Below are 21,225 nucleotides of genomic sequence, written 5' to 3' on the forward strand. Positions count from 1 at the left end.
ACGTCTTAGTGAATATACATATATAATTAAGTGTTTAGAGGGAGGATCGTTAACATGTTCGATATGTGCCATTTTTCTGGCAATCATCTAGTAGTAATATTTTTATTTGCTCTATTTTTACTTTTTTGTCCTAAGTTAATAAAAAACATGCTGCCATACAGCTATTTTATTGAAAAGATTCTTTCTGTTTTACTCATTTCTTCTGTAGTTTTGGATCAAATGGTTAAAACTTTCTCAAAAGAGTACAGTGTAGGTGCTTCGATGCCTATAGGAATTAGCTTTATAGTAGTATACTTGGCTTTTGCTATCTTCATATTAAAGAAATACCACCTATTTAATGTGTTTTTTCCTGGAGTATTGTATCCACTTTCGGCGAATCTGGTTCTTTAGAGATCCAGATACAACTTTTTTTAGCATTGAATCTAGCCTATTTTTATTTACTAAATGTTTAATCATATATAGTTTAATATACATGACAGAGGTAAGGAAATTTAAAATAAACAGTTCCGCAGTTAAGGATAATTTAATTGCATGTACACTTTATTTTCCTCTTTTATTTATATTGAACACACTAACTAATTCAAATTACCCTTACGCATTTTTGAACTATAATGCGTTTAGTATACTTATTTTCTGTATAGTTACAAGTATCATTTATATCCCTATTGCTATAAATGATGAATTAAATCTAAAAGGTAGGTAAGATAAACTTCAATATATTCTTAAATTTCCAACTTTTAGGATTAATGATTTAATATTTAATTCTAAACCATAATGAGCGATTGATTACTCTATAATCAATCGCTCATTTTTTAAATATCTTTTTCCTATAAATTAATATTATATTATATTATCTTTTATTTTTATGATGTTTCTTTCCCTTTTTATCGCAGTCTTTTTTATTGTTTTTAGACATATTTTGAATTTTCTCTAATACCTTTGGTGTTATGTTCAATATATTGTCTACTAAATTTACACTGCTATCCATACTCATAAGTCGTGTTTCGCCATCTTCAACTACAACAAAGGCAACTGGTTGAATTGAAATTGCACCTGCACTTGCACCTGCAAAATTTGTATCATTTCTTTCTTCATTGTTATTTAAATCGATTTCTACTTTTTTATTTTTATCATACCCTTTAGAGTACTCTCCACCACCAATTCCAAATCCTATTGTTACTTTAGAAATAGGGACTACTACAGTACTCTCAGTCTGAATTGGATCCCCTACAATAGTATTTGCATCTATAGAACCTTTAATGGTTTCAACAGTTGTCTCCATAAGATTCTTGATCGACCCTGTCGCTCTCACCTTTATCACCTTCCCTAAATTCGCCTTTATTTTTCTTATATATACTGTAAAGAGTTTTTCCTAAATAAATTAAATCCTTTATCCTTGGTTTTAAATGTACCTTAACATCGCCAACTAAGTAATCTTTTAAATAGTTTGGCTCTACATTTAAATATAATTTTTTAGACTTTATAAGATTGATAATATTACCGTATACAGTATTTATAAGTATAAATATAAATGATGTAAACTGTATATTTGTATTTCCAAACTCTATATTTGAGTAAAATTCCACTAATTTTACCTTGCTTAATAAATAGTAAAAACTTAAAATGTCGTCGGCCAGCAATAAATTTTTATCCTTATACTTCGCTTTCCCCTTCTCTCTATTTTCTTTATCTTCGGCTGGGTAAATCTGTCTATTTATATTTATTAAATTAAATAGAAATTTTACATTTAAATTTATAACTACATCTTCATTCCTTATCTTTGAATATATAATGACATTTATAGAGGAAATAGAAATTATAAATATAAGTGTAAAAGCTAAAACTATTGCTAAAGTTGTTCCGCTGACTCCATATAATTCAAAAAGTTTCATATCTATATTATCATCAAAAAACTAATAACTATACTCTTTTCAATAAAATATAGCACAAAATTTATTAATATTATATAAAAACTTAAAATCTAAAAATAAAAAAAGCCTGAAAAATAATATACATTATTTTCAAGACTTTCTAATTATCTTTTAAGTTTTTTATATAATTCCAAAATATGTTGCTTATTCATTTAATTTATACTGCTCTAAAGGTGGAAGATCTTCTAGCTTTTCAATTCCTAATGTCTTTAAAAATTCATCGGTAGTTTTATATATAATAGGTCTTCCTATTTTTTCAAGCCTTCCAGCCTCTACAATCAAATAATTTTCACAAAGAGTACTTACAGCCTTATCACATTTAACACCTCTAATATTTTCTATTTCAAGTTTGGTTATAGGTTGCTTATATGCTATTATTGTAAGCGTCTCTAGTGTCGCCTGACTCAGACTTTTTTTCTTTTGTGGTTCTATAATTTTGCTTATAAAATTTGCATATTTAGTATTTGTACACATTTGATATTTATCTTCTAACTTGATTATTTGCAGCCCTCTATCTTTTTCCCTGTATTCATTTATTAAATCATTTAGCATAATCTCTATCTCTTTAGGAGATAATTCATCATTGATTATGATATTTAACTCTCTTAAAGTGATAGGATCACCATATGCAAACATAACCGCTTCTATTATATATTTTATCTCTTCACGTCTCATAATCTAATTCTCCAGCTTTTTCTTTATTAAAATATCGTTGAATAAAAAATCTTGCTCTACAACTACCTCTTTTACTTTTATTAACTCGAGCAAAGATAAAAATGTAGCTACCACTTCATTTATATCGTATCCATCAATAATTTTCGAAAACTTAGCTTCATCTGTTTTTTGCAAAAGCTCTCTTATGTATTTAGACTTTTCTTCAATAGGAACTATTTTGTAGTTTATAAGTTTATCTAGTTTATCATCAATTTCATCTGCAGTATCTTTAATTTTTCTAGAACTTATAATATTGGGCAAAATTTTCATTATATCTTCTAAGGTTATATCTTCAAAAGAAACATTCTCGTCTGACACTATTTCTTGTTGATTTCTATAGAATATATCATTTATATGCCTTATATTTTTATTGATTTCATACGATGCCTCTTTGAATTTTTTATATTCTTCTAACTGTTCCATAAGGTCTATCCTAGGATCTTCTTCATCCTCTTTTTATTGTACAATAAGAATTTTGACTTTATTTCAAGAAGCTTTGATGCCATTGCTATAAATTCACTAGTGACTTCCAAGTCCATCTTATCCATCATCTTTAAATAATCAATATATTGGTTTGTAATATCCACAATCGATATATCTTTTATCTCTATTTTATGTTTTGTTATTAAATCGTACAAAAGATCCAGAGGACCTTCGTATACTTGTAATTGAAAATTATACTCCATTTTATTACCTCTTTATCTATATCCTGCAAAGAACGTCACTATTGAAAAAACAACACTATATATAGGATTTAGCACCACAGTGTATAAGCCTGTTACAAGTGCTATCAAAAGCACAAAAAAACCTACTCTTTCAAATTGATACATGTACTCGCTAAATCTATCTGGTATAAACGATGCTAAAACTCCCCATCCATCTAGTGGAGGTATTGGAAGTAAGTTAAATGCAGCCAATCCCATACAGTACATAATAGTTAAATTCAAAATATCTACAACATAATATACCTTTATAAAATTCATTAAAATTAAACATAGTATAGCAGTTAATATATTAAACACAACACCAGCCATAGAAACTATAAAGTTACCAACTCTATAATTTTTATAGTTATTCGGATTTACTGGAACGGGTTTTGCCCATCCAAAATGAAAAATAAACAACATCAATATTCCAATTGGGTCAACGTGATTCATTGGATTTAAAGACATTCTACCTTCATCTTTTGCTGTATCATCTCCAAGTAAATGGGCCGCAAAAGCATGACCAAATTCATGGACTGATATCGCTATGGCTATCGCAACAACTGAATTTATCAGTGTAGTTATATCAAAGTTTCCTAATCCCATATATCTCTCTCCTAATTTTTTATATTCCTCATTATATCAATTTATTGTAGTTTAATCAAAGTTGTTATTAAATTACATCTAAATTATGAAGTAAATTAAAAAGAAGCCATCAGACTTCTTTTTTAATTTAACAATTATACTATTATATCATATTTTCTATGATTCTTTGAAGCATTTGAAGATAACTTGCCTTCTTAATATCTTTAGTATTTATAAGATCGACTTCACCTATAACTTTATTATCCTTGATTATCTGAACTTTTCCTAAAACCGTTCCTTTTTTAATAGGAAGTTTTGGATTTTGCTCAAGTTTAATTACCTTTTTAAAATCTTTAGATTCACCTTTCTTGACTAAAGCAGTTAAGTCATCTTTTACAACTAAGTCAACTTTATTATCATCAGCCTTATCTAAATTAAGTTTTCCGACTCTATCGTTTTTATTAGCTATCTTTACACTCTCGTAGTTTGCAAAACCGTAGTTAAGTAAACTAGATGCGTCGCCAAATCTTTCTGGGGAAGTCTCAGCTCCTAACGTTACCGCAACTAAATGGGTATTTCCTCTTTTAGCCGATGCTGAAAGACAATACTTAGCTTCTTTAGTAAATCCAGTCTTTACGCCTGTAGCTCCGTTAAAATGTTTAATCATTTTATTAGTATTAGCAAGACCAACTTCTACCTTTTTCTTTCCAACAACAACTTTATCCATCCAAGTAGTTAGGAACTTGCTTATCATATCGTGCTTTAATAATTCCCTAGACATAATTGCTATATCATTTGCCGAAGTGTAGTGATTATCTACAGGTAAACCGTTTGTATTAACAAAATTTGTATCCTTCATATTTAATTCTTTAGCCTTAGAGTTCATCTCCTTAACAAACTCCTCAACACTTCCAGAAATATGTTCTGCCATTGCAACACAAGCGTCATTTGCTGATGCAACCGCGATACCTTTTAAAAGATCATCCACTGTCTGAGTTTCACCAGGCTCTAAAAATATCTGGCTACCTCCCATACTAGAAGCATTTTCGCTTATTTGAACACTGTCATTTAGCTTTATTTTTCCCTCATCAATAGCCTCAACCGTAAGCAGCATAGTCATAACCTTAGTCACACTAGCAGGTGGAAGCTTTTTATGGGAATCTTTTTCATAGAGAACCTTACCTGTTCCAACATCCATAAGAATAGCCGATTTAGAAGCAAGTTCAGTCTTTTGTTTCTCACTATCATTATTGTTAGCATACGAAAATCGAACAGGGGTAAGTGCAATCATCATCGCCAATAACATACTAGTTATTTTTTCAATCTTTCTCACCTCTTTATATATATTTACAATTATTTTCTCTATTTTAGGTTTTTTTATTCCCTAAGCTTGCCATTAGTTTTATTATCATTATTTACAGAAGGTAATTTTCCAAAATACCCCTCCAAAACTCCACCAGTAGCAGCATTTTCCAAAGCATCTAAAACAAAATCTCTATCCACACCATATTCACTTGCAATTTCCAATTTTACCTGTTTCAAAGCACGTCTTGCATTATTATCTATAATTTTTTTCTCCAAAGAAAACACCTCCAAAAATTATTTATATTTACAAAAATCAGTTACATAAATAGCTTTTGCAAATTCCTAAATATTACTATGGTATTTTCTCACATAAAAACTAAAATTTTGAAGTCGCAAAAAGTTAGATTTAGATATGTTGTGCATTTCTAGGTTTATTTTTATACTATCTCAAAAAAATTGCTTAGTAATTTAGCATAGGAAATCTCATGCTACATATGAATGCCACTCTACGACCTAAAGAAGTTTTATAAAAAATAATCTCTCTCTTAGAATAGAAAAGCAAATAAGCATAGAAAATATGAACTGAGCATTCTAGACAGCTACTTGTCTACATGATCAGTTCATATTTTCTATGCTTATTTACGTAATCTCATACTACATATCAATGCCACTCCGCGGTCTGAAGAAGTCTTATTTTTTAAGCTCTTCATTCTTAACAGATCATAGCGAAAAAGTTGGATATTAGATATGCTGCGCATTTTTAGACGATCTTTGTCCAACATGTATAGCATATCTAATATCCAACTTTTCGTGTTTTCCTATTTAAGAAAATCTTAAAAATTAAACTTCCATTATTATTGGCAGTATCATAGGATTTCTCTTTGTTTTTTGGTATAAGTAATCCTTTAGATTTTCTTTTATATTATTTTTAAGGTAAGCCCATTCTTTAATGTTCTTTTCTTCGCATTCCAAAAGTACATTTTTAATTATATCTTTAGCTCCACCTATAAGATCTTCTGATTCTCTAACATATACAAATCCTCTAGAGATTATATCTGGCCCTGCTAGAACTTTTCCTTCGTCTTTTGATATAGTAACCACTACTATCATTAAACCGTCTTCAGACAGGTGTTTTCTATCTCTAAGAACTATGTTTCCAACATCTCCTACACCTAATCCATCAACTAATACATTTCCTGTTTGAATTCTTCCTTCAACTTTAGCTGAATTTTTATCTAATTCAAGTATATCTCCTGTTTGCATGATAAATATATTATCTTCATTCATACCAAGTTGTTTTGCTAAATTTGCGTGTGTTTTTAGCATTCTATACTCACCATGAGCTGGCATAAAGTATTTTGGCTTAACTAGTGTATGAATAAGCTTTAATTCTTCTTGGCAAGCATGTCCAGATACATGTATATCTGCTACATCGCTGTGAACAACAGATGCACCTTTTTCTAATAAAAGGTTTATTACTTTTGAAATCAGCTTTTCATTTCCTGGTATTGGATGAGCAGACATTACAACAACGTCTCCATCTTTGATTTCAACCTTTTTATGCTCTGAATACGCCATTCTTGCAAGAGCTGACATAGGCTCTCCTTGAGAACCAGTAGTTATTATTACTAATTCTTTGTCTTCATACTTAGATATATCATTTAAATCAATCATCATGTCGTCAGATATTTCTAGATATCCAAGTTCTTTAGCAACTGCAAATACATTTACCATTGATCTACCAGACATTGCGACTTTTCTACCGAATTTTTCAGCTGCGTATATTATCTGTTGTAGTCTGTGAATATTTGAAGCAAATGTAGCTACAATTATCCTGCTGTCTTTAGATTTTGCAAATACATCGTCTAAACCAACACCTACTGATTTCTCCGACATAGTAAATCCTGGTTTTTCCACATTGGTACTATCCGCCAACATTAAAAGAACTCCTTCGTTGCTTAACTCACAGAGTCTGTGTAGGTCCATAACATCGCCATCTATTGGAGTAAAGTCTACCTTAAAGTCTCCAGTATGATATATTATCCCTTGATCTGTGTGTACAGCTATGGAGTAGGCATCTGGTATACTATGATTATTTTTAATAAACTCGACATCCATACATCCTGCTTTTATTATTTCTCTTGGGGCAACCGTTGTTATTTTGATATTATTCATTTTATGCTCTTTAAGTTTAACTTGAATCAACCCTACACTTAATCTAGATCCATATACGGGTACGTTTATCTTCTTAAGTATATAAGGAAGTGCTCCTATATGATCCTCATGACCATGTGTAATAAATATCCCTTTAACTTTGTCCCTGTTCTTCACAAGGTAAGTGATATCTGGGATTACGATATCCACTCCTAACATTTCATCTTCCGGGAAGCTCAGTCCCGCATCGATCACAATTATTTCATCTTTATACTCAATCGCAGTCATATTTTTACCGATCTCATTGAGTCCGCCTAAGGCCATTACCTTGATCTTATTGGCATTTTTTTTGATCAATTGTATCATCTCCTTCTGTCTATTTAATTTTAAAATTACATTAATATCAAATCACACGCTCTTTACCAGTTACTTACATTGTAACATAGTTTGTATTTTATTTTAAGCCATATTTAAAATACATATACTGTACTATTTTGACAAAATTATCTAATTCTGATATTCTCTAAATACTATAAAGTTACTAATTAGGAGGTTTTATGCGCGGTAAATCTCATGGTGCAATCGGCTTTTTAACTGCCATACAGACATCATTAATATTTAAAATTCCTATTTCGATAGTCGGTATTTTGGTCGCCACTATTTTTTCAATTTTGCCTGATTTAGACCAACCTAATTCATCTATATCACAACTAATATTTAAAAACGATATATCTAGATATATATATAAAATTTTTATTTATTTGGTGAATGTACTTATTTTTTTTATCTCTATAAATATAAATGAAAACTTCTATATAAGTGCTATAATAACATTTGTCGCTATAATAATAATTGAGGCAAAAATCACTCATACACTTATCAGAAAAGTTTTTTTATCGTTAATATTTATATTGTTAGCTATTTCTTTGTATTTTATAAACGTTCAAATATATTTTGTTATGTTTGCACTAATTTTCGCAGTCTTTCCATGGCTTAAACATAGAAGCTTTTCCCATAGTTTGTTCGCAGTAATTATGATCTACTTTATACTAAAGCAGATTGAATTGGTTTCTGGACTGGACTATTTATCTATTTATGGAACTATTGGATACGGTAGCCATATATTTATGGGAGATTTATTCACGAAACAAGGTGTCCCACTATTTTATCCAATAAGTGACAAAAAAATATCTCTTGGATTTTTAAAAGTGGGAGGAAAATTTAGCAATTTTGCCGAGTACCTGTTTATACTCATTCTAATTGCTATAGTTCTACTATCAATTTATAAATTATAATCCAAAATAAATAATAAAATAAAAATAGAGGATATCATGTATTGGCTAGAATTCAAATAAAATCTGAGCAAATACATAATATCCTCTATTTTTTAAATTACTCTTTACAAGACTCACATAAACCATAAAATTTGACTTCATGATCTACAATTTTAAATTTATATAATTCCTGAATTTCTTTTTCAATATTATCCAGCAAATCTTCTTTTACTTCTATTATTTTCCCACAACTTTTACATATCAGATGATGATGATTGTGAGAATCTTCATCATGTAAATTAATTTCGTATCTTATACAGCCATCGTCTAAATTAAGTTTTGATATCACACCAATATCATCTAGAAGCTGCATTGTTCTGTAAACAGTTGCAAGCCCTATTTCTGGACAATCTTTCCTAACTAAATCATAGATTTCTTCACTGCTCAGGTGTGAACAATCGTTTTTAATTAAAACTTCAACTATAGCTCTTCTTTGAGGAGTAATTTTAAATCCAGTTTCTTTCAACCTATCTTTTAATACATCGAATGTATTCAACATAATATCGCCTCGTTTTCAGTTGATAATCTTTATTACCTATTATTTTAGATTATTAAGCAATATTTGTCAATACCTCTACTGTTCGTCGTCGAAGTTTAAACCTTCTTCTTCCATTAGAGTATCGTATACTGCTACTACTGTTTCATATTCTTCATCGCTCTCTATTGGTAGTAATATATCCCCTTGATCGTCTTGATCTATTCTAAAGATAAGAGCTTCTTCCGCTTCATCATCATCTACAGGCATAAGAATTGCATATTCTTTCCCTTCTGCTTCAAGAGTCAATATTATTTCAAATTGGCTAGTTTCGCCATCTTCGTCAATTAAACTTATTATGTTATCTTCCATGATCTCACCTCGTATAAATATTATTGTATCTATTATATATCATTAAGATACAATTTTACAATCATTTAACTAATTTCTTTTATAATCTAAATATTCTTGTAATATCCTCTACCAACATATTATTTCCTAATATGTATAAATATACGCTATTATTATTACCCGAAGACGTTTAATATAAACGTATACTGCCTGATATTTATTGTAATATATTCATTATTCCTTACTCCTTATATCTTAAAATAAAATTTTTAATTAATCATCATTTAAAAACTCTTGCATAATTTAATATATAAAGTTAAACTTAACTAGCACTTTTATTAATTTTAGGGAGATGAATATTATGGATAATAATATACAATTTGAAAAACAGGATGATTTAAAACGAGTTCAGGGATGGAACTGGGGAGCATTTATGCACAGTATACTTTGGGGATTTGGAAATAAGAGTTATTTGCCTTTAATATGCTTAATACCATTTGTGAATCTTATATGGGTATTTGTTTGCGGCTTTAAAGGTAATGAATGGGCTTGGAATAAAACTGATAAAGATATAGAAACATTTTTAGCTATTCAGGAAACATGGAATAGAGCAGGTTTTGTTACATTCATATTTGCTGTAGTTGTATTAGTACTGTATGCTTTAATTGCAATTTCTATTTTTGTATAAATATTTAAAACTTTCCTATCTCGGGATTAAAATGATTTAAATCTAAATCACCTAAAAAAGACTAAGGCTAAAAACCTTAGTCTTTTTATATAGTTAAATACATACACTTACTATACTAATGTCTTTTAAAATCTAAATACCCTTGTAAGATAATCACTGCCGCAAGCATATCGACTACTTTTTTTCTTTTTTTTCTACTTACATCACCCTCTAACAGAGATCTTTCTGCCGCAACTGTAGATAAACGCTCATCCCAAAGGTCTACTTCTAAACCTGTTTCTTCTTTTAAAAGCTCACAGAATTTCATTACCTTTTCCCCTTGTGGCCCTATATCCCCGTTCATATTCTTCGGAAGGCCAGAAACTATCTTGTTAATTTGTCTTTCAGCAATAATTTTCTTAAGCTCTTCTATATCTTTCTTTTTTCCAACTCTATGAACTGTTTTTATTCCTTGTGCAGTTAATCCCATTAGATCACTTACAGCAACCCCTATGGTCTTATCTCCTATATCGAGCCCCATAATTCTTCCATCTAACATTATTTTATTTCTCCTAATAACTTATATCCTTATATTACATGTTAACATTATAAGCTTTACCAATTTTTATTTTTTATTATTAAAATAAATTAGTCAGGGCATTAACCCCGACTAACTTAAATATTACATCTTGCTTATATTCTCTTTATTAAATATTATCATATTTATGCTTATTATCACAATAGGTATTAGTATATAAATCGAAGCTGTAGCAGCTGCTACTATTCCTGAATCATTTACCAATAAAGTAATTATACATCCTACCATCGACGATATAAATCCTTTAAATATTATTGGATAGTCTACCATAACTTTTTTAAAGTGTTTTGATGGTCTAAATATTAACACAGCTATTATAGCTATTCCTGCAAGCAGTATATTTACCCATACACTAGTCTGAGCTAGCTTAACATTCATCTGAATCTTTCTAACAAATGTCTGTATTATCTCACCAGGTCCATTGACCATAATCTGTTGAACAAATGCCCCTAAGTGAGAACCCGATCCTGTTTTAAGATCTAAGAATGCAAATACAGCTACCACTACTACTGCTGACAACCCTAAAAGTATTACTTTCTTAAAGTCGATTTTTACATCGTAAATCAGAAGTATAAATAATAAGTAGGCTACACATTCAGAGATTGCTCCACCAACATTTGCACCCATAGATGGATATGCACTTGTTATTAGTATTATCAAACTTACTACGATTACTGACCACTTTGGAATCTTCTTGTAATTCATTAGAACTGACAATGCAAATATTGCACTGGCTATTGTTACACCTTCATACTCGTTACCAACGCCATAATATCTAGCTCCGACAATGGCATCGTAACTCATAATATTGTTCTTCATCATAAAAGTTCCAAACATCGAGTCTATTACAATAAGCGCTATTGTTACACCTGCAAAGAATCCCATATGCTTTAGGTCATCTTTAATAAACACTCTTCCTAAAATATAAAGTCCCACTGCTACAGCAAATATACCAAGCAGTATTCCTATAGGAGTTTTAAAATTCAGTAGAGGTGCAATCATAAACGACAGTGGCATTATTATACCTAACTTTATTAACTCCTTTAACACATTGAATACTTTTTCTTTATGTTTAAAGCGGTCTCTAAACAGTATAGCAACTGTCGCTATAATCCACGATACAGAAACTACACTTACAAATATGTTGATTATAGTACCTCTTATATTGGATATTGACACTATCTTTTCATACTCTCCAAGTATGTACTCAACGTTATCTTCCATATCGACATTGCTAGAAGATCTGCCTACCATAGAATCACTTTTGATCCCAAATTCATCAAGGATGTCAACACCTATATCCAAATTGGCAACTATTCCATTTTGCCTAGTTGTAGATGATGTAAGAAGTCCTTTTCCTTTACCTTCAAATTTTATTACTGGACAAAGTCTTCTCTTGTTTTTGTAGTCTAAATTGCTTGGAAATCCACTTGCTACATAGACTACATCATTTTCACCAACCATGCTAAAAACTTCTTTTAAATACTTATCAATCTTTTTATCTACATTTTTTTCATTGATTTATAAGTATCTTCGTTTAAGCTGCCTTTATAAGCGTCTAATCTATAAGCATCGCCAAGGTCTACAAAAATAGCATCGCTTTTTGAATAGTATTCTTTTGTTTCGTTTGTAAGTTTTTCGTAATCAGTAGATAATCCATATGGCATACTAGTATCCTTGATATTTATATCATCTACATTTCCCATATCTATTCTACCGTACTCATCCATAGCAAGAAGACATAGGTCCCTGTTTTTAACAGTTTCCCCATTTTCTACTGTGTCTGAGTTTCCGATAACTGCTGTCTTAAGATTATTATCAGATAGAGTTTGACCCATTTTCCCCAGAGTAGACCCAAATTCCCCATTCTCAAAGTTATCATTAATTGATCTATTTACATTTAAGTAGTTTATGCCTTTAGCTTTTTTTCCTGTAGCAGATTCAAATATTTTTGCATTTTCTTTGCTTACATTACCAAAGTCAATTACATCTTCATCTATGGTAACATTTGCTCTACCACCTGCACCCATGCTGGCATACGAACGTCTATCATTAGTCCCCTTGTCTCCTCTGATATTCATAAGCGCAATATATCCTCGATTGTCTAACTCTTTTTTCAAAGTCGGTACCTTGCGCATACTCACTAGGTTAGATCTATTCATATTTATGAACACAACCTTACCTTTCTCCTCAGCAAATCCATATTGAGTCGCTGTGACTAACAGTATCATAACTACTGCCATCAAAGATACAATCTTTCTTTTCATCGTTTAACCTACTTTCTATTCAAATAGTGCGTTATAACTTCTTCAAGGATTTCATCTCTCTCAAATTGTTTAATTACAGATCTGGCATTCTTATAGCTTGTTATATAACTTGAGTCTCCAGAAAGTAAATATCCTATAATTTGATTTATTGGATTGTACCCTTTTTCAACTAAAGCTTTATGAACAAAGTCAATAGTCTCACTAACACTCAACTTCTCTTCGTTAATTCCTTCAAACTTCATTGTATAGTCTAAATCTTTTTCCAAAATAAAAACCTCCTTAAAGTGAATTGCTGTTATTTAATTTGCCCTCTAACAACTTCACTTGCGCTGTTTAAGGCTTCATCGACCTTAGTAACATCACTAGCACCAGCTTGAGCCATGTTTGGTCTACCTCCACCCTTGCCGCCAGCTATTTTTGAAACTTCTCTAACTATATTACCTGAGTGAATACCTCTGTTTATAACATCTTTAGTAGCTGTTACTACGAAGTTAACTTTATCATCTGCAGTATTAGCTAAAACTACAACTCCTGAGCCTAATTTGTCCCTTAAATTATCTGCTGTCTCCCTAAGTGTTTCCATATCTGTATTCTCAAATTTATAAGTTATCAGATTTACTCCTTCTATATCAACTTTTGAATCTAAAATTACGTCAGCTGACTGTAAGCTTACTTTAGACTTAACATCGTGTAGTTCTTTAGCTAAGCTTTTATTTTCTTCTAAAATAGCTCCAACCCTTTGAGAAATATTATCTTCTTTAGTCTTTAGTACAGTACATATATCTTGTATGTCATTTTCTTTGTCTAAGATGTATTTGTAAACAGCTCTGCCAGTTATAGCTTCAATTCTTCTAACCCCTGCAGCTACTCCACCTTCAGATAATATCTTAAATAGCCCTATTTGTGAAGTATTTTTTAAGTGAGTACCACCGCATAACTCTGATGAATAATCACCCATAGAAACTACTCTAACTTCATTATCATACTTTTCGCCAAATAATGCCATAGCTCCTTTTTCTTTTGCTGATTTAATATCCATAATATCACATTTTACATCCAATGACGATAAAATTGCTTCATTTACTTCTTTCTCTATTTTTAAAAGTTCCCCTTTTGAAATAGGCTCAAAGTGTGTTATATCAAATCTAAGTCTATCTGGAGTAACTAACGAACCAGCTTGATTAACATGGTCTCCAAGTGTATCTTTTAAGGCTTTGTGAAGTAGGTGAGTAGCACTGTGATTTCTTGCAGATGCCATTCTAATTTCTTTATCAACGAAAGTCTTAACTTTACTTCCTACTTTTATTTCGCCTTCTAAAACCTTACCGAAGTGTTTTATGCTGTTGTTTGCACCTTTCTTAGTTTCCTCAACCTCTACAACAACTCCGTCAGCTTTTATTTGACCTTCATCTCCTACTTGTCCTCCACCTTCTGGATAGAATGTAGTCTTATCAAGTACTACTATTATACTATCTCCCTTAGATGCAAAATCAACTAACTCGCCTTCTTTAACAAGAACTTCTACAGTTCCATCTAAGCTTAAATCGTCATATCCATCAAATTCGCTATCTATAGTTTCGTTTAATTTAGATATTGGATCCTCTTTCCATCCTTCGCCTTCCATATTTCCTCTAGCTGATCTAGCTCTCTTTTTTTGTTCTTCCATTTCTCTATTAAACTCGTCTTCATCTAGAGTTAAGTTTTCTTCTGATAGTATCTCTTTAGTTAAATCTACTGGGAATCCGTAAGTATCGTATAGTTTAAACGCGTTCTCTCCATTTAATACAGTCTTACCTGATTTTTTTAGTCCTTCAACGTAAGATGCAAGTATTTCTGTACCTTGATCTATAGTTTCGCTAAATTTCTGTTCTTCTATTCTTATTACTTTTTTGATGTATCCTTCTTTTTCAAGTAAGTTTGGATAAGCTTCTCCACTAACTTCTATTACAGCATCCACTAGTCTGAACAAGAATGAATCAGTTACGCCTAAAAGCTTCCCATGACGAGCAGCTCTTCTTAGAAGTCTTCTAAGAACATAACCTCTTCCTTCGTTTGATGGAAGTACTCCATCGCTTATCATAAAGCTTACAGCTCTTATATGATCTGTAATTATTCTTATAGACATATCAGACTTTGGATTTACTCCGTATTTAGTTTCTGTAAGTTTTTCAACAGTATTTAAAATATAACCTATTGTATCAACTTCGAATATTGTGTCAACATCTTGCATAATACAAGCCATACGCTCAAGTCCCATACCAGTATCTATATTCTTATTATCAAGTAAATTGTAGTTTCCTTGTTCGTCCCTATCGAATTGAGTGAAAACATGATTCCAGAATTCTAGATATCTATCACAGTCACATCCTGGTTTACAATCTGGATTATCGCAACCGTAATCTTCCCCTCTATCAAAATAAATCTCTGAACAAGGTCCACAAGGACCTACTCCTATTTCCCAGAAGTTATCGTCTTTACCTAGTCTTACTATTCTCTCTTTTGGGAAGTTCATTTCTTTTTCCCATATCTCAAAAGCTTCATCATCTTCTTCATAAACCGTAACCCATATCTTATCTTGAGGTATGTTTAAGTGTTCAGTTACAAATTCCCAACCCCATTTAATAGACTCTCTTTTAAAATAATCTCCAAATGAAAAGTTACCCATCATCTCAAAGAATGTAGCATGTCTTGCAGTAACTCCGACATTTTCAATATCTCCAGTTCTTATACATTTTTGACATGTGCTCATTCGCTTGCTAGGTGGCACTTCTACTCCAGAGAAGTAATTCTTTAGAGGTGCCATCCCCGCATTTATAAGCAACAAACTCTTATCGTTGTTTGGTACTAAAGGATAACTTTCTACTACATAGTGATCTTTTGATTCAAAGAAATTTAAAAATTTTGTTCTTATTTGATTTAAACCTAATTTTTCCATACAATTTCCTCCTAATTAATTTTTAATTTCATAAATTATTATAATTTAAAATACTTTTTTGCTTAAAAATACCATTCTTATCATTTTAATTGATTAAAATAAAATATCGCCCCTATAATTTAATAATTATAGGGGCGACTATATCGCGGTACCACCCTAATTACTACAAAAATTGTAGTATCTTCGGAAAACCTCAGTTATAACGTGACTACCGACAAATTCTACTGTTAGTTCAAACTTGTAGCTCAGAGACTGCTTCGATTGATACATTCTAAGGGCTTCCACCATTCCCTCTCTCTGTTAGAACTTAAATAATCTACTACTCCTCGTCAAAGCTAGTTTTTAAATTTTAATAAATATACTATTATACTAATATACTAAATTTTATGAAATTAATCAATACTGTTGTGATGTAAAACTTTATTTTTATACTTAACAGCTCTACTCGTTAGTTATTATTCCACCGCCGACAACAATATCTCCATTGTACATAACTACTGATTGTCCATTGGTTATAGCTCTTTGTGGTTCATCAAATACTATTTTTATACTTCCATCTCCATTGTTGTAGACTGTAGCTGGTGATGGCTTTGCACTGTATCTGATTTTTGCTTCAACCCTCATAGGCTCATCTATTTTACCTATTGATATTAGATTTACATCTCTAGCTATAAGTTCTGTTTTAAATAGATTTTCATTGTCTCCTAAGATTACTGTATTGTTCTTTGGATTTATATCTACTACAAACATTGGCTTTCCAAATGCAATGCCTAGGCCTTTTCTCTGACCTATTGTATAGTGTATAATTCCTTGATGCTTTCCTAAGATATTTCCTTTAGTATCTACAAAATATCCTTCTTCAATACTCTTATCTGTATGATTTTTTACATAATTAACGTAATCATTATCTTTTACAAAGCATATTTCTTGACTATCTGGTTTATTGTACACTAGCATTCCCATTTCTTTAGCTATTTCCCTTACCCTATCCTTCTCATAGTCACCAATAGGTAGTAAAGTGTGTTCTAGTTGCTCAGATGTCAAATTATATAAAGCATATGTCTGATCTTTTTTGTCAGTAACTGATTTTCTTAACAAATATTTGCCAGTTTCTTCGTCTTTTTCTATTTTTGCATAGTGACCAGTAGCTACATAGTCACATCCTATTTGTCTTGCTTTCTTATAGAATTCGTCAAATTTTATATATTTATTACAAGCAATACATGGATTAGGAGTTTTTCCATCTAAGTACTCGTTCACAAAATAGTCTATAACTTTTTCTTTAAATACCTCTTTAAAATTTAATACATAAAACGGTATACCTATATTATTTGCAACACGTCTGGCATCTTCTACAGCTGAAAGAGAACAACATCCCCCCTCAAGCTCTATCTCTTCATCGTCATCTTGCCATAATTTCATAGTTACACCGACAACGTCGTATCCTTGTTCTTTTAGTAAATATGCAGCAACAGAACTATCTACTCCGCCACTCATACCTATCATTACTTTCTTCTTCATAAGTTCACCTCTTAATAGCAGTATAACAAAAACTTCTTTACAGATCAAAACCGTAAAAGCTGAAACATTATTTTAACTGAAATAACAAGAGTTCTTGTATTAATTAAAATCAGATGTTTCAGCCTTTACGGTTATAAATATTCTTTTTTAGTCTTCTTCTTCTGGTACTTCATGATCATGAGCATCGTCTATTACATATCCATCAAGCTCTGGTATATCTATATTATTGTTCTTAGCGTAATCTATCAAAGCCGCTTTTACCGCTTGCTCAGCAAGTACTGAACAGTGCATTTTAACTGGTGGTAATCCATCTAGCGCTTCTGCAACTGCTTTATTTGTCAATTCTAATGCTTCTTTAATTTTTTTACCTTTTATCATCTCAGTCGCCATTGATGAACTTGCTATAGCAGATCCACATCCAAATGTTTTGAACTTAACATCTTTTATTGTATCGCCATCTATATCAAGATAAACCTTCATTATATCTCCACATGTAGGGTTTCCAACTTCACCTACACCACTTGCTCCCTCTATTTCACCCATATTTCTTGGATTTAAGAAATGATCCATAACTTTATCGCTGTATTGTTGCATAATGAGTTCCTCCAATCAATTTATCTATATATAGTTTATATTGTTTGCTATTTTACTCTTCCTGCTCTTTTTGCATCATCATATAATGGAGACATACTTCTAAGTCTCTCAATAACTTTTGGTAAATTTTCTATGATGTAATCTATATCATCATCAGTTGTAAAATCACCTACTGTAAGTCTTAGTGATCCATGAGCTATTTCATGTGGTAATCCTATAGCTAATAGTACATGTGATGGATCTAATGATCCTGATGTACAAGCAGATCCACTTGAACCAGCTATTCCTAACATATCTAATAATAGAAGTATTCCTTCTCCTTCAATAAACTCAAATGCGAAGTTAACATTTCCTGGCAATCTGTCATCTAAACTACCGTTAACTCTTGTAAATGGTATCGCTTCTAATATTCCATCTATAAGTTTCTTTCTAAGTCTAGTTAGAGTCTCAATATGATTTGGTAAGTTCTGTTTAGCTATTTCAGCAGCTTTTCCGTATCCAACTACCGCTGGGATGTTTTCAGTACCAGCTCTTTTACCTTTTTCTTGAGCTCCACCATGAACTAGATTGTGAAGTTTTACACCTCTTTTTATATATATAGCCCCAACACCTTTTGGACCGTAGATCTTATGAGATGACATACTCATTAAATCTATATCAAGATCCTTAACATCTACTGGAATATTACCAGCAGCTTGAACTGCATCAGTATGGAACAATATGTCGTGTTTTTTAGCTATTGCACATGCCTCTTTGATCGGCTCAATAGTACCGATTTCATTGTTGGCAAACATGATACTTATAAGTACTGTAGTATCTCTTATAGCATCTTCAAGCTCTTTTAAATCTATTTTACCTTCGCTGTCTACATCAAGGTATGTTATTTCAAATCCATGATGTTTAGCTAAGTATTCACAAGTATGAAGTATAGCATGATGTTCTATTTTCGTAGTGATTATATGATTACCCTTTTCTCTATTGGCAAAAGCTACACCTTCTAGCGCCCAGTTATCACTTTCACTACCACCAGCTGTGAAGTACACTTCACCTGGTTTAGCATTTATTAGATCAGCAACTTGCTCTCTAGCTTTGTCTAGAGCTTCTTTGGCCTCTCTACCAAATGTGTGGAAACTAGATGCGTTACCAAAGTACTCTGTAAAATAAGGTAGCATAGCATCCACAACCTCTTGTTTTACAGGAGTAGTAGCTGAATAATCCATATATAATCTTCTTTTTTCCATCAAATTCATCTCCAAATCTTTTAATTTTATTCTATATTTTTTCTTGCTTATTCTTTACATTATCATCTAACATGTCTTGAAGTGTTATAGAGTATGTAACGTCTTCTATACCCTTCTTAATTTTTTCCCAGACTCCTTTAGTTACACATGTATTTGAGTTTTCACATATATCTTCGTCCAACATACACTCTGATATAGACACTGGACCCTCTAAGACATTTAAGACATCACCTACAGTTATGTCCTTTGCATTCTTAGCTAATAGATATCCACCTTGTGCTCCCCTAACACTCTTCACTAAATTCGCCTTCTTAAGTGCAGAAAATATTTGCTCTAAATACTGCATAGATATATTCTGCCTGTTTGCTATTAGTTTTAGAGGTATAGGCCCCTTGTCCTGCTCTAAGGCCAAGACAAACATAGCTTTTAGACCATATCTACCCTTTGTCGATAGCTTCATATTTCATCACCTCTGTATAATGAAAACTAAATCATACTAAAACAGTATGATTTGATTTCTTCTTTATTCTATTATATCCTAGTAAATTTGTCAACATTGAATTTTTCATTTTTTATCCAAAAAGTCAAGATGGTTTTTTATACCTTTTTCAGTTTTGTTTTCCTGAGGAATATAGTATTTACTATTCTTAATATCATCTGGTAAATACTGCTGTTTTACATAGTGATTTTCGTAATCGTGGGAGTATTTGTACACTTCACCACCATTGTTTGAATACCTCCCGGATCCTTTTAAATAAGAAGGTATATCTCCTACATATTCATTGTCCAATTCTTCCAATGCTCTATCAATAGACAGGTACGCTGAATTTGATTTAGGAGATGTAGCAAGTAGCACTGTAGCTTGAGCTAAAGGTATTCTAGCTTCAGGAAATCCAAGCTGCATAGCCGCATCTACACAAGCCTTAACAACTACTATTGCATTTGGATAGGCAAGCCCTACATCCTCACATGCGATTACAAGAAGTCTTCTACATAGGCTAATAAGGTCTCCACCTTTAACTAGCCTAGCGAGATAGTGAACAGAAGCTTGAGGATCACTTCCTCTTATTGATTTTTGAAATGCACTTAGAATATCATAGTGGCTGTCTCCATCTCTATCGAAGTTTAGAGATTTATTTAAACTAGATCTTTTGACAGCCTCTGAATCAACTTTTACAATATTATCTCGATTCGGCTTAGTCGAATAAACGGCAACTTCTAAAGTATTTAGCGCAACTCTCATATCTCCGTCACATATATCTGCTATACTTTCCAAAGCTTCATCAGTATATTCAATTTCTATAAAACTATCTTCTTTTAAAATATCAATCGCTCTTTTAAGCCCTCTTTGTATTTCTTCTTTTTCTACCGGCTTAAATTCAAACACTGTAGATCTACTTATCAATGCCTTATATACATAGTGGTATGGATTTTCTGTTGTACTGGCTATAAGAGTAATCCGCCCATTTTCCATAAATTCTAAGATAGATTGCTGTTGTTTTTTATTAAAACTCTGTATCTCATCTATGTAAAGGAGTATTCCGTTTATATTGTCGATTTCATCTAACTTAGCTATTATCTTCTTTATATCTTCAAGCGAAGAGTTTGTCGCATTTATTTTGTAAAAACCCTTGTTGCTCTTTTTTGCGATAATTTCAGACACTGTAGTCTTACCAACACCAGGAGGTCCATAAAAAATCATATTAGGTAAAAAACCCGACTCTAAAATCTTTGTCAGTACTTTCCTCTGTCCTATTATATGTCTTTGTCCTACTACATCATCAAGTGTATTAGGTCTAATTTTATCGGCTAAAGGCATAAGTCCCATCTCCTCTATTTCAAAAATTTA

General features: G+C 31.6%; 22 protein-coding genes, 1 pseudogene and 1 other annotated feature. Of the genes and pseudogenes, 3 read left to right on the top strand and 20 right to left on the bottom strand.

Annotated elements, in window-relative coordinates; translation table 11 throughout:
• Positions 1–54 precede the first annotated feature (54 nt).
• A complete protein-coding gene (locus tag T473_RS18130) occupies positions 55–390 on the top strand; it encodes a hypothetical protein (protein WP_051365916.1) in 336 nt (111 codons plus the stop codon).
• Between the two features lie 460 nt (positions 391–850).
• Here T473_RS18130 and T473_RS0111455 read toward each other — a convergent pair whose 3' ends face one another.
• The 9 genes from T473_RS0111455 to T473_RS0111490 form a co-directional block, all read right to left on the bottom strand.
• Complete coding sequence (locus tag T473_RS0111455) at positions 851–1,312, bottom strand: spore germination protein GerW family protein (RefSeq protein WP_024622025.1); 462 nt, start codon at positions 1,310–1,312, stop codon at positions 851–853.
• On the bottom strand, positions 1,266–1,892 hold the full coding sequence (locus T473_RS0111460) for a hypothetical protein (protein ID WP_024622026.1): 627 nt from the start codon (positions 1,890–1,892) through the stop codon (positions 1,266–1,268). The genes T473_RS0111455 and T473_RS0111460 overlap by 47 nt, the downstream gene beginning before the upstream one ends.
• 183 nt (positions 1,893–2,075) lie before the next feature.
• Positions 2,076–2,606, bottom strand: a complete 531-nt coding sequence (gene scpB, locus T473_RS0111465; protein WP_024622027.1) for an SMC-Scp complex subunit ScpB — start codon at positions 2,604–2,606, stop codon at positions 2,076–2,078.
• Between the two features lie 3 nt (positions 2,607–2,609).
• Positions 2,610–3,068, bottom strand: coding sequence for a segregation/condensation protein A (locus tag T473_RS19215; RefSeq protein WP_242825923.1), 459 nt, complete (start codon positions 3,066–3,068; stop codon positions 2,610–2,612).
• A gap of 5 nt (positions 3,069–3,073) precedes the next feature.
• On the bottom strand, positions 3,074–3,331 hold the full coding sequence (locus tag T473_RS19220) for a segregation and condensation protein A (protein WP_242825924.1): 258 nt from the start codon (positions 3,329–3,331) through the stop codon (positions 3,074–3,076).
• A 12-nt stretch (positions 3,332–3,343) separates the two neighbouring features.
• Positions 3,344–3,955: a site-2 protease family protein gene (locus T473_RS0111475; protein WP_024622028.1), complete on the bottom strand. Its 612-nt coding sequence runs from the start codon at positions 3,953–3,955 to the stop codon at positions 3,344–3,346.
• 142 nt (positions 3,956–4,097) lie between these two features.
• Positions 4,098–5,267 (bottom strand): D-alanyl-D-alanine carboxypeptidase family protein, encoded by a 1,170-nt coding sequence (locus tag T473_RS0111480; RefSeq protein ID WP_038300551.1) that lies wholly within the window; start codon positions 5,265–5,267, stop codon positions 4,098–4,100.
• Positions 5,268–5,311: 44 nt separating this feature from the next.
• The gene (locus T473_RS0111485; protein ID WP_242825925.1) at positions 5,312–5,515 is read right to left on the bottom strand and encodes a CD1290 family small acid-soluble spore protein; all 204 of its coding nucleotides are present in this window, start codon (positions 5,513–5,515) and stop codon (positions 5,312–5,314) included.
• 564 nt (positions 5,516–6,079) lie between these two features.
• A complete protein-coding gene (locus T473_RS0111490) occupies positions 6,080–7,759 on the bottom strand; it encodes a ribonuclease J (RefSeq protein WP_278246363.1) in 1,680 nt (559 codons plus the stop codon).
• 191 nt (positions 7,760–7,950) lie between these two features.
• Here T473_RS0111490 and T473_RS0111495 point away from each other — a divergent pair, with 191 nt between their 5' ends.
• Complete coding sequence (locus T473_RS0111495) at positions 7,951–8,688, top strand: metal-dependent hydrolase (protein ID WP_024622032.1); 738 nt, start codon at positions 7,951–7,953, stop codon at positions 8,686–8,688.
• A gap of 97 nt (positions 8,689–8,785) precedes the next feature.
• On the opposite strand, the gene T473_RS0111500 is transcribed toward T473_RS0111495, so the two are convergent.
• Positions 8,786–9,226 (bottom strand): Fur family transcriptional regulator, encoded by a 441-nt coding sequence (locus tag T473_RS0111500; RefSeq protein ID WP_024622033.1) that lies wholly within the window; start codon positions 9,224–9,226, stop codon positions 8,786–8,788.
• Between the two features lie 75 nt (positions 9,227–9,301).
• Entirely contained in the window at positions 9,302–9,574 is a 273-nt protein-coding gene (locus T473_RS0111505; protein ID WP_024622034.1) for a DUF1292 domain-containing protein, read from the bottom strand.
• 340 nt (positions 9,575–9,914) lie between these two features.
• Here T473_RS0111505 and T473_RS0111510 point away from each other — a divergent pair, with 340 nt between their 5' ends.
• A complete protein-coding gene (locus tag T473_RS0111510) occupies positions 9,915–10,241 on the top strand; it encodes a hypothetical protein (RefSeq protein ID WP_038300552.1) in 327 nt (108 codons plus the stop codon).
• A gap of 115 nt (positions 10,242–10,356) precedes the next feature.
• On the opposite strand, the gene ruvX is transcribed toward T473_RS0111510, so the two are convergent.
• From ruvX to T473_RS0111555, 9 genes and pseudogenes are all read right to left on the bottom strand, one after another.
• On the bottom strand, positions 10,357–10,779 hold the full coding sequence (gene ruvX / locus T473_RS0111515; RefSeq protein ID WP_024622035.1) for a Holliday junction resolvase RuvX: 423 nt from the start codon (positions 10,777–10,779) through the stop codon (positions 10,357–10,359).
• Positions 10,780–10,902: 123 nt separating this feature from the next.
• Positions 10,903–13,085 (bottom strand): annotated as a pseudogene (locus tag T473_RS20255) (hypothetical protein).
• 8 nt (positions 13,086–13,093) lie between these two features.
• Positions 13,094–13,351: an IreB family regulatory phosphoprotein gene (locus T473_RS0111525; RefSeq protein ID WP_024622036.1), complete on the bottom strand. Its 258-nt coding sequence runs from the start codon at positions 13,349–13,351 to the stop codon at positions 13,094–13,096.
• A 29-nt stretch (positions 13,352–13,380) separates the two neighbouring features.
• Positions 13,381–16,020, bottom strand: a complete 2,640-nt coding sequence (gene alaS / locus T473_RS0111530) for an alanine--tRNA ligase (protein ID WP_024622037.1) — start codon at positions 16,018–16,020, stop codon at positions 13,381–13,383.
• Positions 16,021–16,147: 127 nt separating this feature from the next.
• Positions 16,148–16,362: a binding site (T-box leader), on the bottom strand.
• Between the two features lie 99 nt (positions 16,363–16,461).
• The gene (gene mnmA, locus T473_RS0111535; RefSeq protein WP_024622038.1) at positions 16,462–17,541 is read right to left on the bottom strand and encodes a tRNA 2-thiouridine(34) synthase MnmA; all 1,080 of its coding nucleotides are present in this window, start codon (positions 17,539–17,541) and stop codon (positions 16,462–16,464) included.
• Between the two features lie 147 nt (positions 17,542–17,688).
• On the bottom strand, positions 17,689–18,135 hold the full coding sequence (gene nifU / locus T473_RS0111540; RefSeq protein ID WP_024622039.1) for a Fe-S cluster assembly scaffold protein NifU: 447 nt from the start codon (positions 18,133–18,135) through the stop codon (positions 17,689–17,691).
• 47 nt (positions 18,136–18,182) lie between these two features.
• Positions 18,183–19,376, bottom strand: coding sequence for a cysteine desulfurase NifS (gene nifS, locus T473_RS0111545; protein ID WP_024622040.1), 1,194 nt, complete (start codon positions 19,374–19,376; stop codon positions 18,183–18,185).
• A 31-nt stretch (positions 19,377–19,407) separates the two neighbouring features.
• Entirely contained in the window at positions 19,408–19,836 is a 429-nt protein-coding gene (locus T473_RS0111550) for an RrF2 family transcriptional regulator (RefSeq protein ID WP_029791738.1), read from the bottom strand.
• 105 nt (positions 19,837–19,941) lie between these two features.
• Positions 19,942–21,195, bottom strand: coding sequence for a replication-associated recombination protein A (locus tag T473_RS0111555; RefSeq protein ID WP_077065791.1), 1,254 nt, complete (start codon positions 21,193–21,195; stop codon positions 19,942–19,944).
• Positions 21,196–21,225: the final 30 nt, after the last annotated feature.

Source organism: Clostridioides mangenotii TR (genome assembly GCF_000498755.1).
Lineage (GTDB): Bacteria > Bacillota > Clostridia > Peptostreptococcales > Peptostreptococcaceae > Metaclostridioides > Metaclostridioides mangenotii_A.

What these genes read in the sequence shown, in the direction of transcription:
- T473_RS18130 (WP_051365916.1), top strand. Translation starts at nt 55, where the DNA reads ATGTTCGATATGTGCCATTTTTCTGGCAATCATCTAGTAGTAATATTT.
- T473_RS0111460 (WP_024622026.1), bottom strand. Translation starts at nt 1,892, where the DNA reads ATGAAACTTTTTGAATTATATGGAGTCAGCGGAACAACTTTAGCAATA.
- scpB (WP_024622027.1), bottom strand. Translation starts at nt 2,606, where the DNA reads ATGAGACGTGAAGAGATAAAATATATAATAGAAGCGGTTATGTTTGCA.
- T473_RS19215 (WP_242825923.1), bottom strand. Translation starts at nt 3,068, where the DNA reads ATGGAACAGTTAGAAGAATATAAAAAATTCAAAGAGGCATCGTATGAA.
- T473_RS19220 (WP_242825924.1), bottom strand. Translation starts at nt 3,331, where the DNA reads ATGGAGTATAATTTTCAATTACAAGTATACGAAGGTCCTCTGGATCTT.
- T473_RS0111475 (WP_024622028.1), bottom strand. Translation starts at nt 3,955, where the DNA reads ATGGGATTAGGAAACTTTGATATAACTACACTGATAAATTCAGTTGTT.
- T473_RS0111490 (WP_278246363.1), bottom strand. Translation starts at nt 7,759, where the DNA reads ATGATACAATTGATCAAAAAAAATGCCAATAAGATCAAGGTAATGGCC.
- T473_RS0111495 (WP_024622032.1), top strand. Translation starts at nt 7,951, where the DNA reads ATGCGCGGTAAATCTCATGGTGCAATCGGCTTTTTAACTGCCATACAG.
- T473_RS0111500 (WP_024622033.1), bottom strand. Translation starts at nt 9,226, where the DNA reads ATGTTGAATACATTCGATGTATTAAAAGATAGGTTGAAAGAAACTGGA.
- T473_RS0111505 (WP_024622034.1), bottom strand. Translation starts at nt 9,574, where the DNA reads ATGGAAGATAACATAATAAGTTTAATTGACGAAGATGGCGAAACTAGC.
- T473_RS0111510 (WP_038300552.1), top strand. Translation starts at nt 9,915, where the DNA reads ATGGATAATAATATACAATTTGAAAAACAGGATGATTTAAAACGAGTT.
- ruvX (WP_024622035.1), bottom strand. Translation starts at nt 10,779, where the DNA reads ATGTTAGATGGAAGAATTATGGGGCTCGATATAGGAGATAAGACCATA.
- alaS (WP_024622037.1), bottom strand. Translation starts at nt 16,020, where the DNA reads ATGGAAAAATTAGGTTTAAATCAAATAAGAACAAAATTTTTAAATTTC.
- mnmA (WP_024622038.1), bottom strand. Translation starts at nt 17,541, where the DNA reads ATGAAGAAGAAAGTAATGATAGGTATGAGTGGCGGAGTAGATAGTTCT.
- nifU (WP_024622039.1), bottom strand. Translation starts at nt 18,135, where the DNA reads ATGCAACAATACAGCGATAAAGTTATGGATCATTTCTTAAATCCAAGA.
- nifS (WP_024622040.1), bottom strand. Translation starts at nt 19,376, where the DNA reads ATGGAAAAAAGAAGATTATATATGGATTATTCAGCTACTACTCCTGTA.
- T473_RS0111550 (WP_029791738.1), bottom strand. Translation starts at nt 19,836, where the DNA reads ATGAAGCTATCGACAAAGGGTAGATATGGTCTAAAAGCTATGTTTGTC.
- T473_RS0111555 (WP_077065791.1), bottom strand. Translation starts at nt 21,195, where the DNA reads ATGCCTTTAGCCGATAAAATTAGACCTAATACACTTGATGATGTAGTA.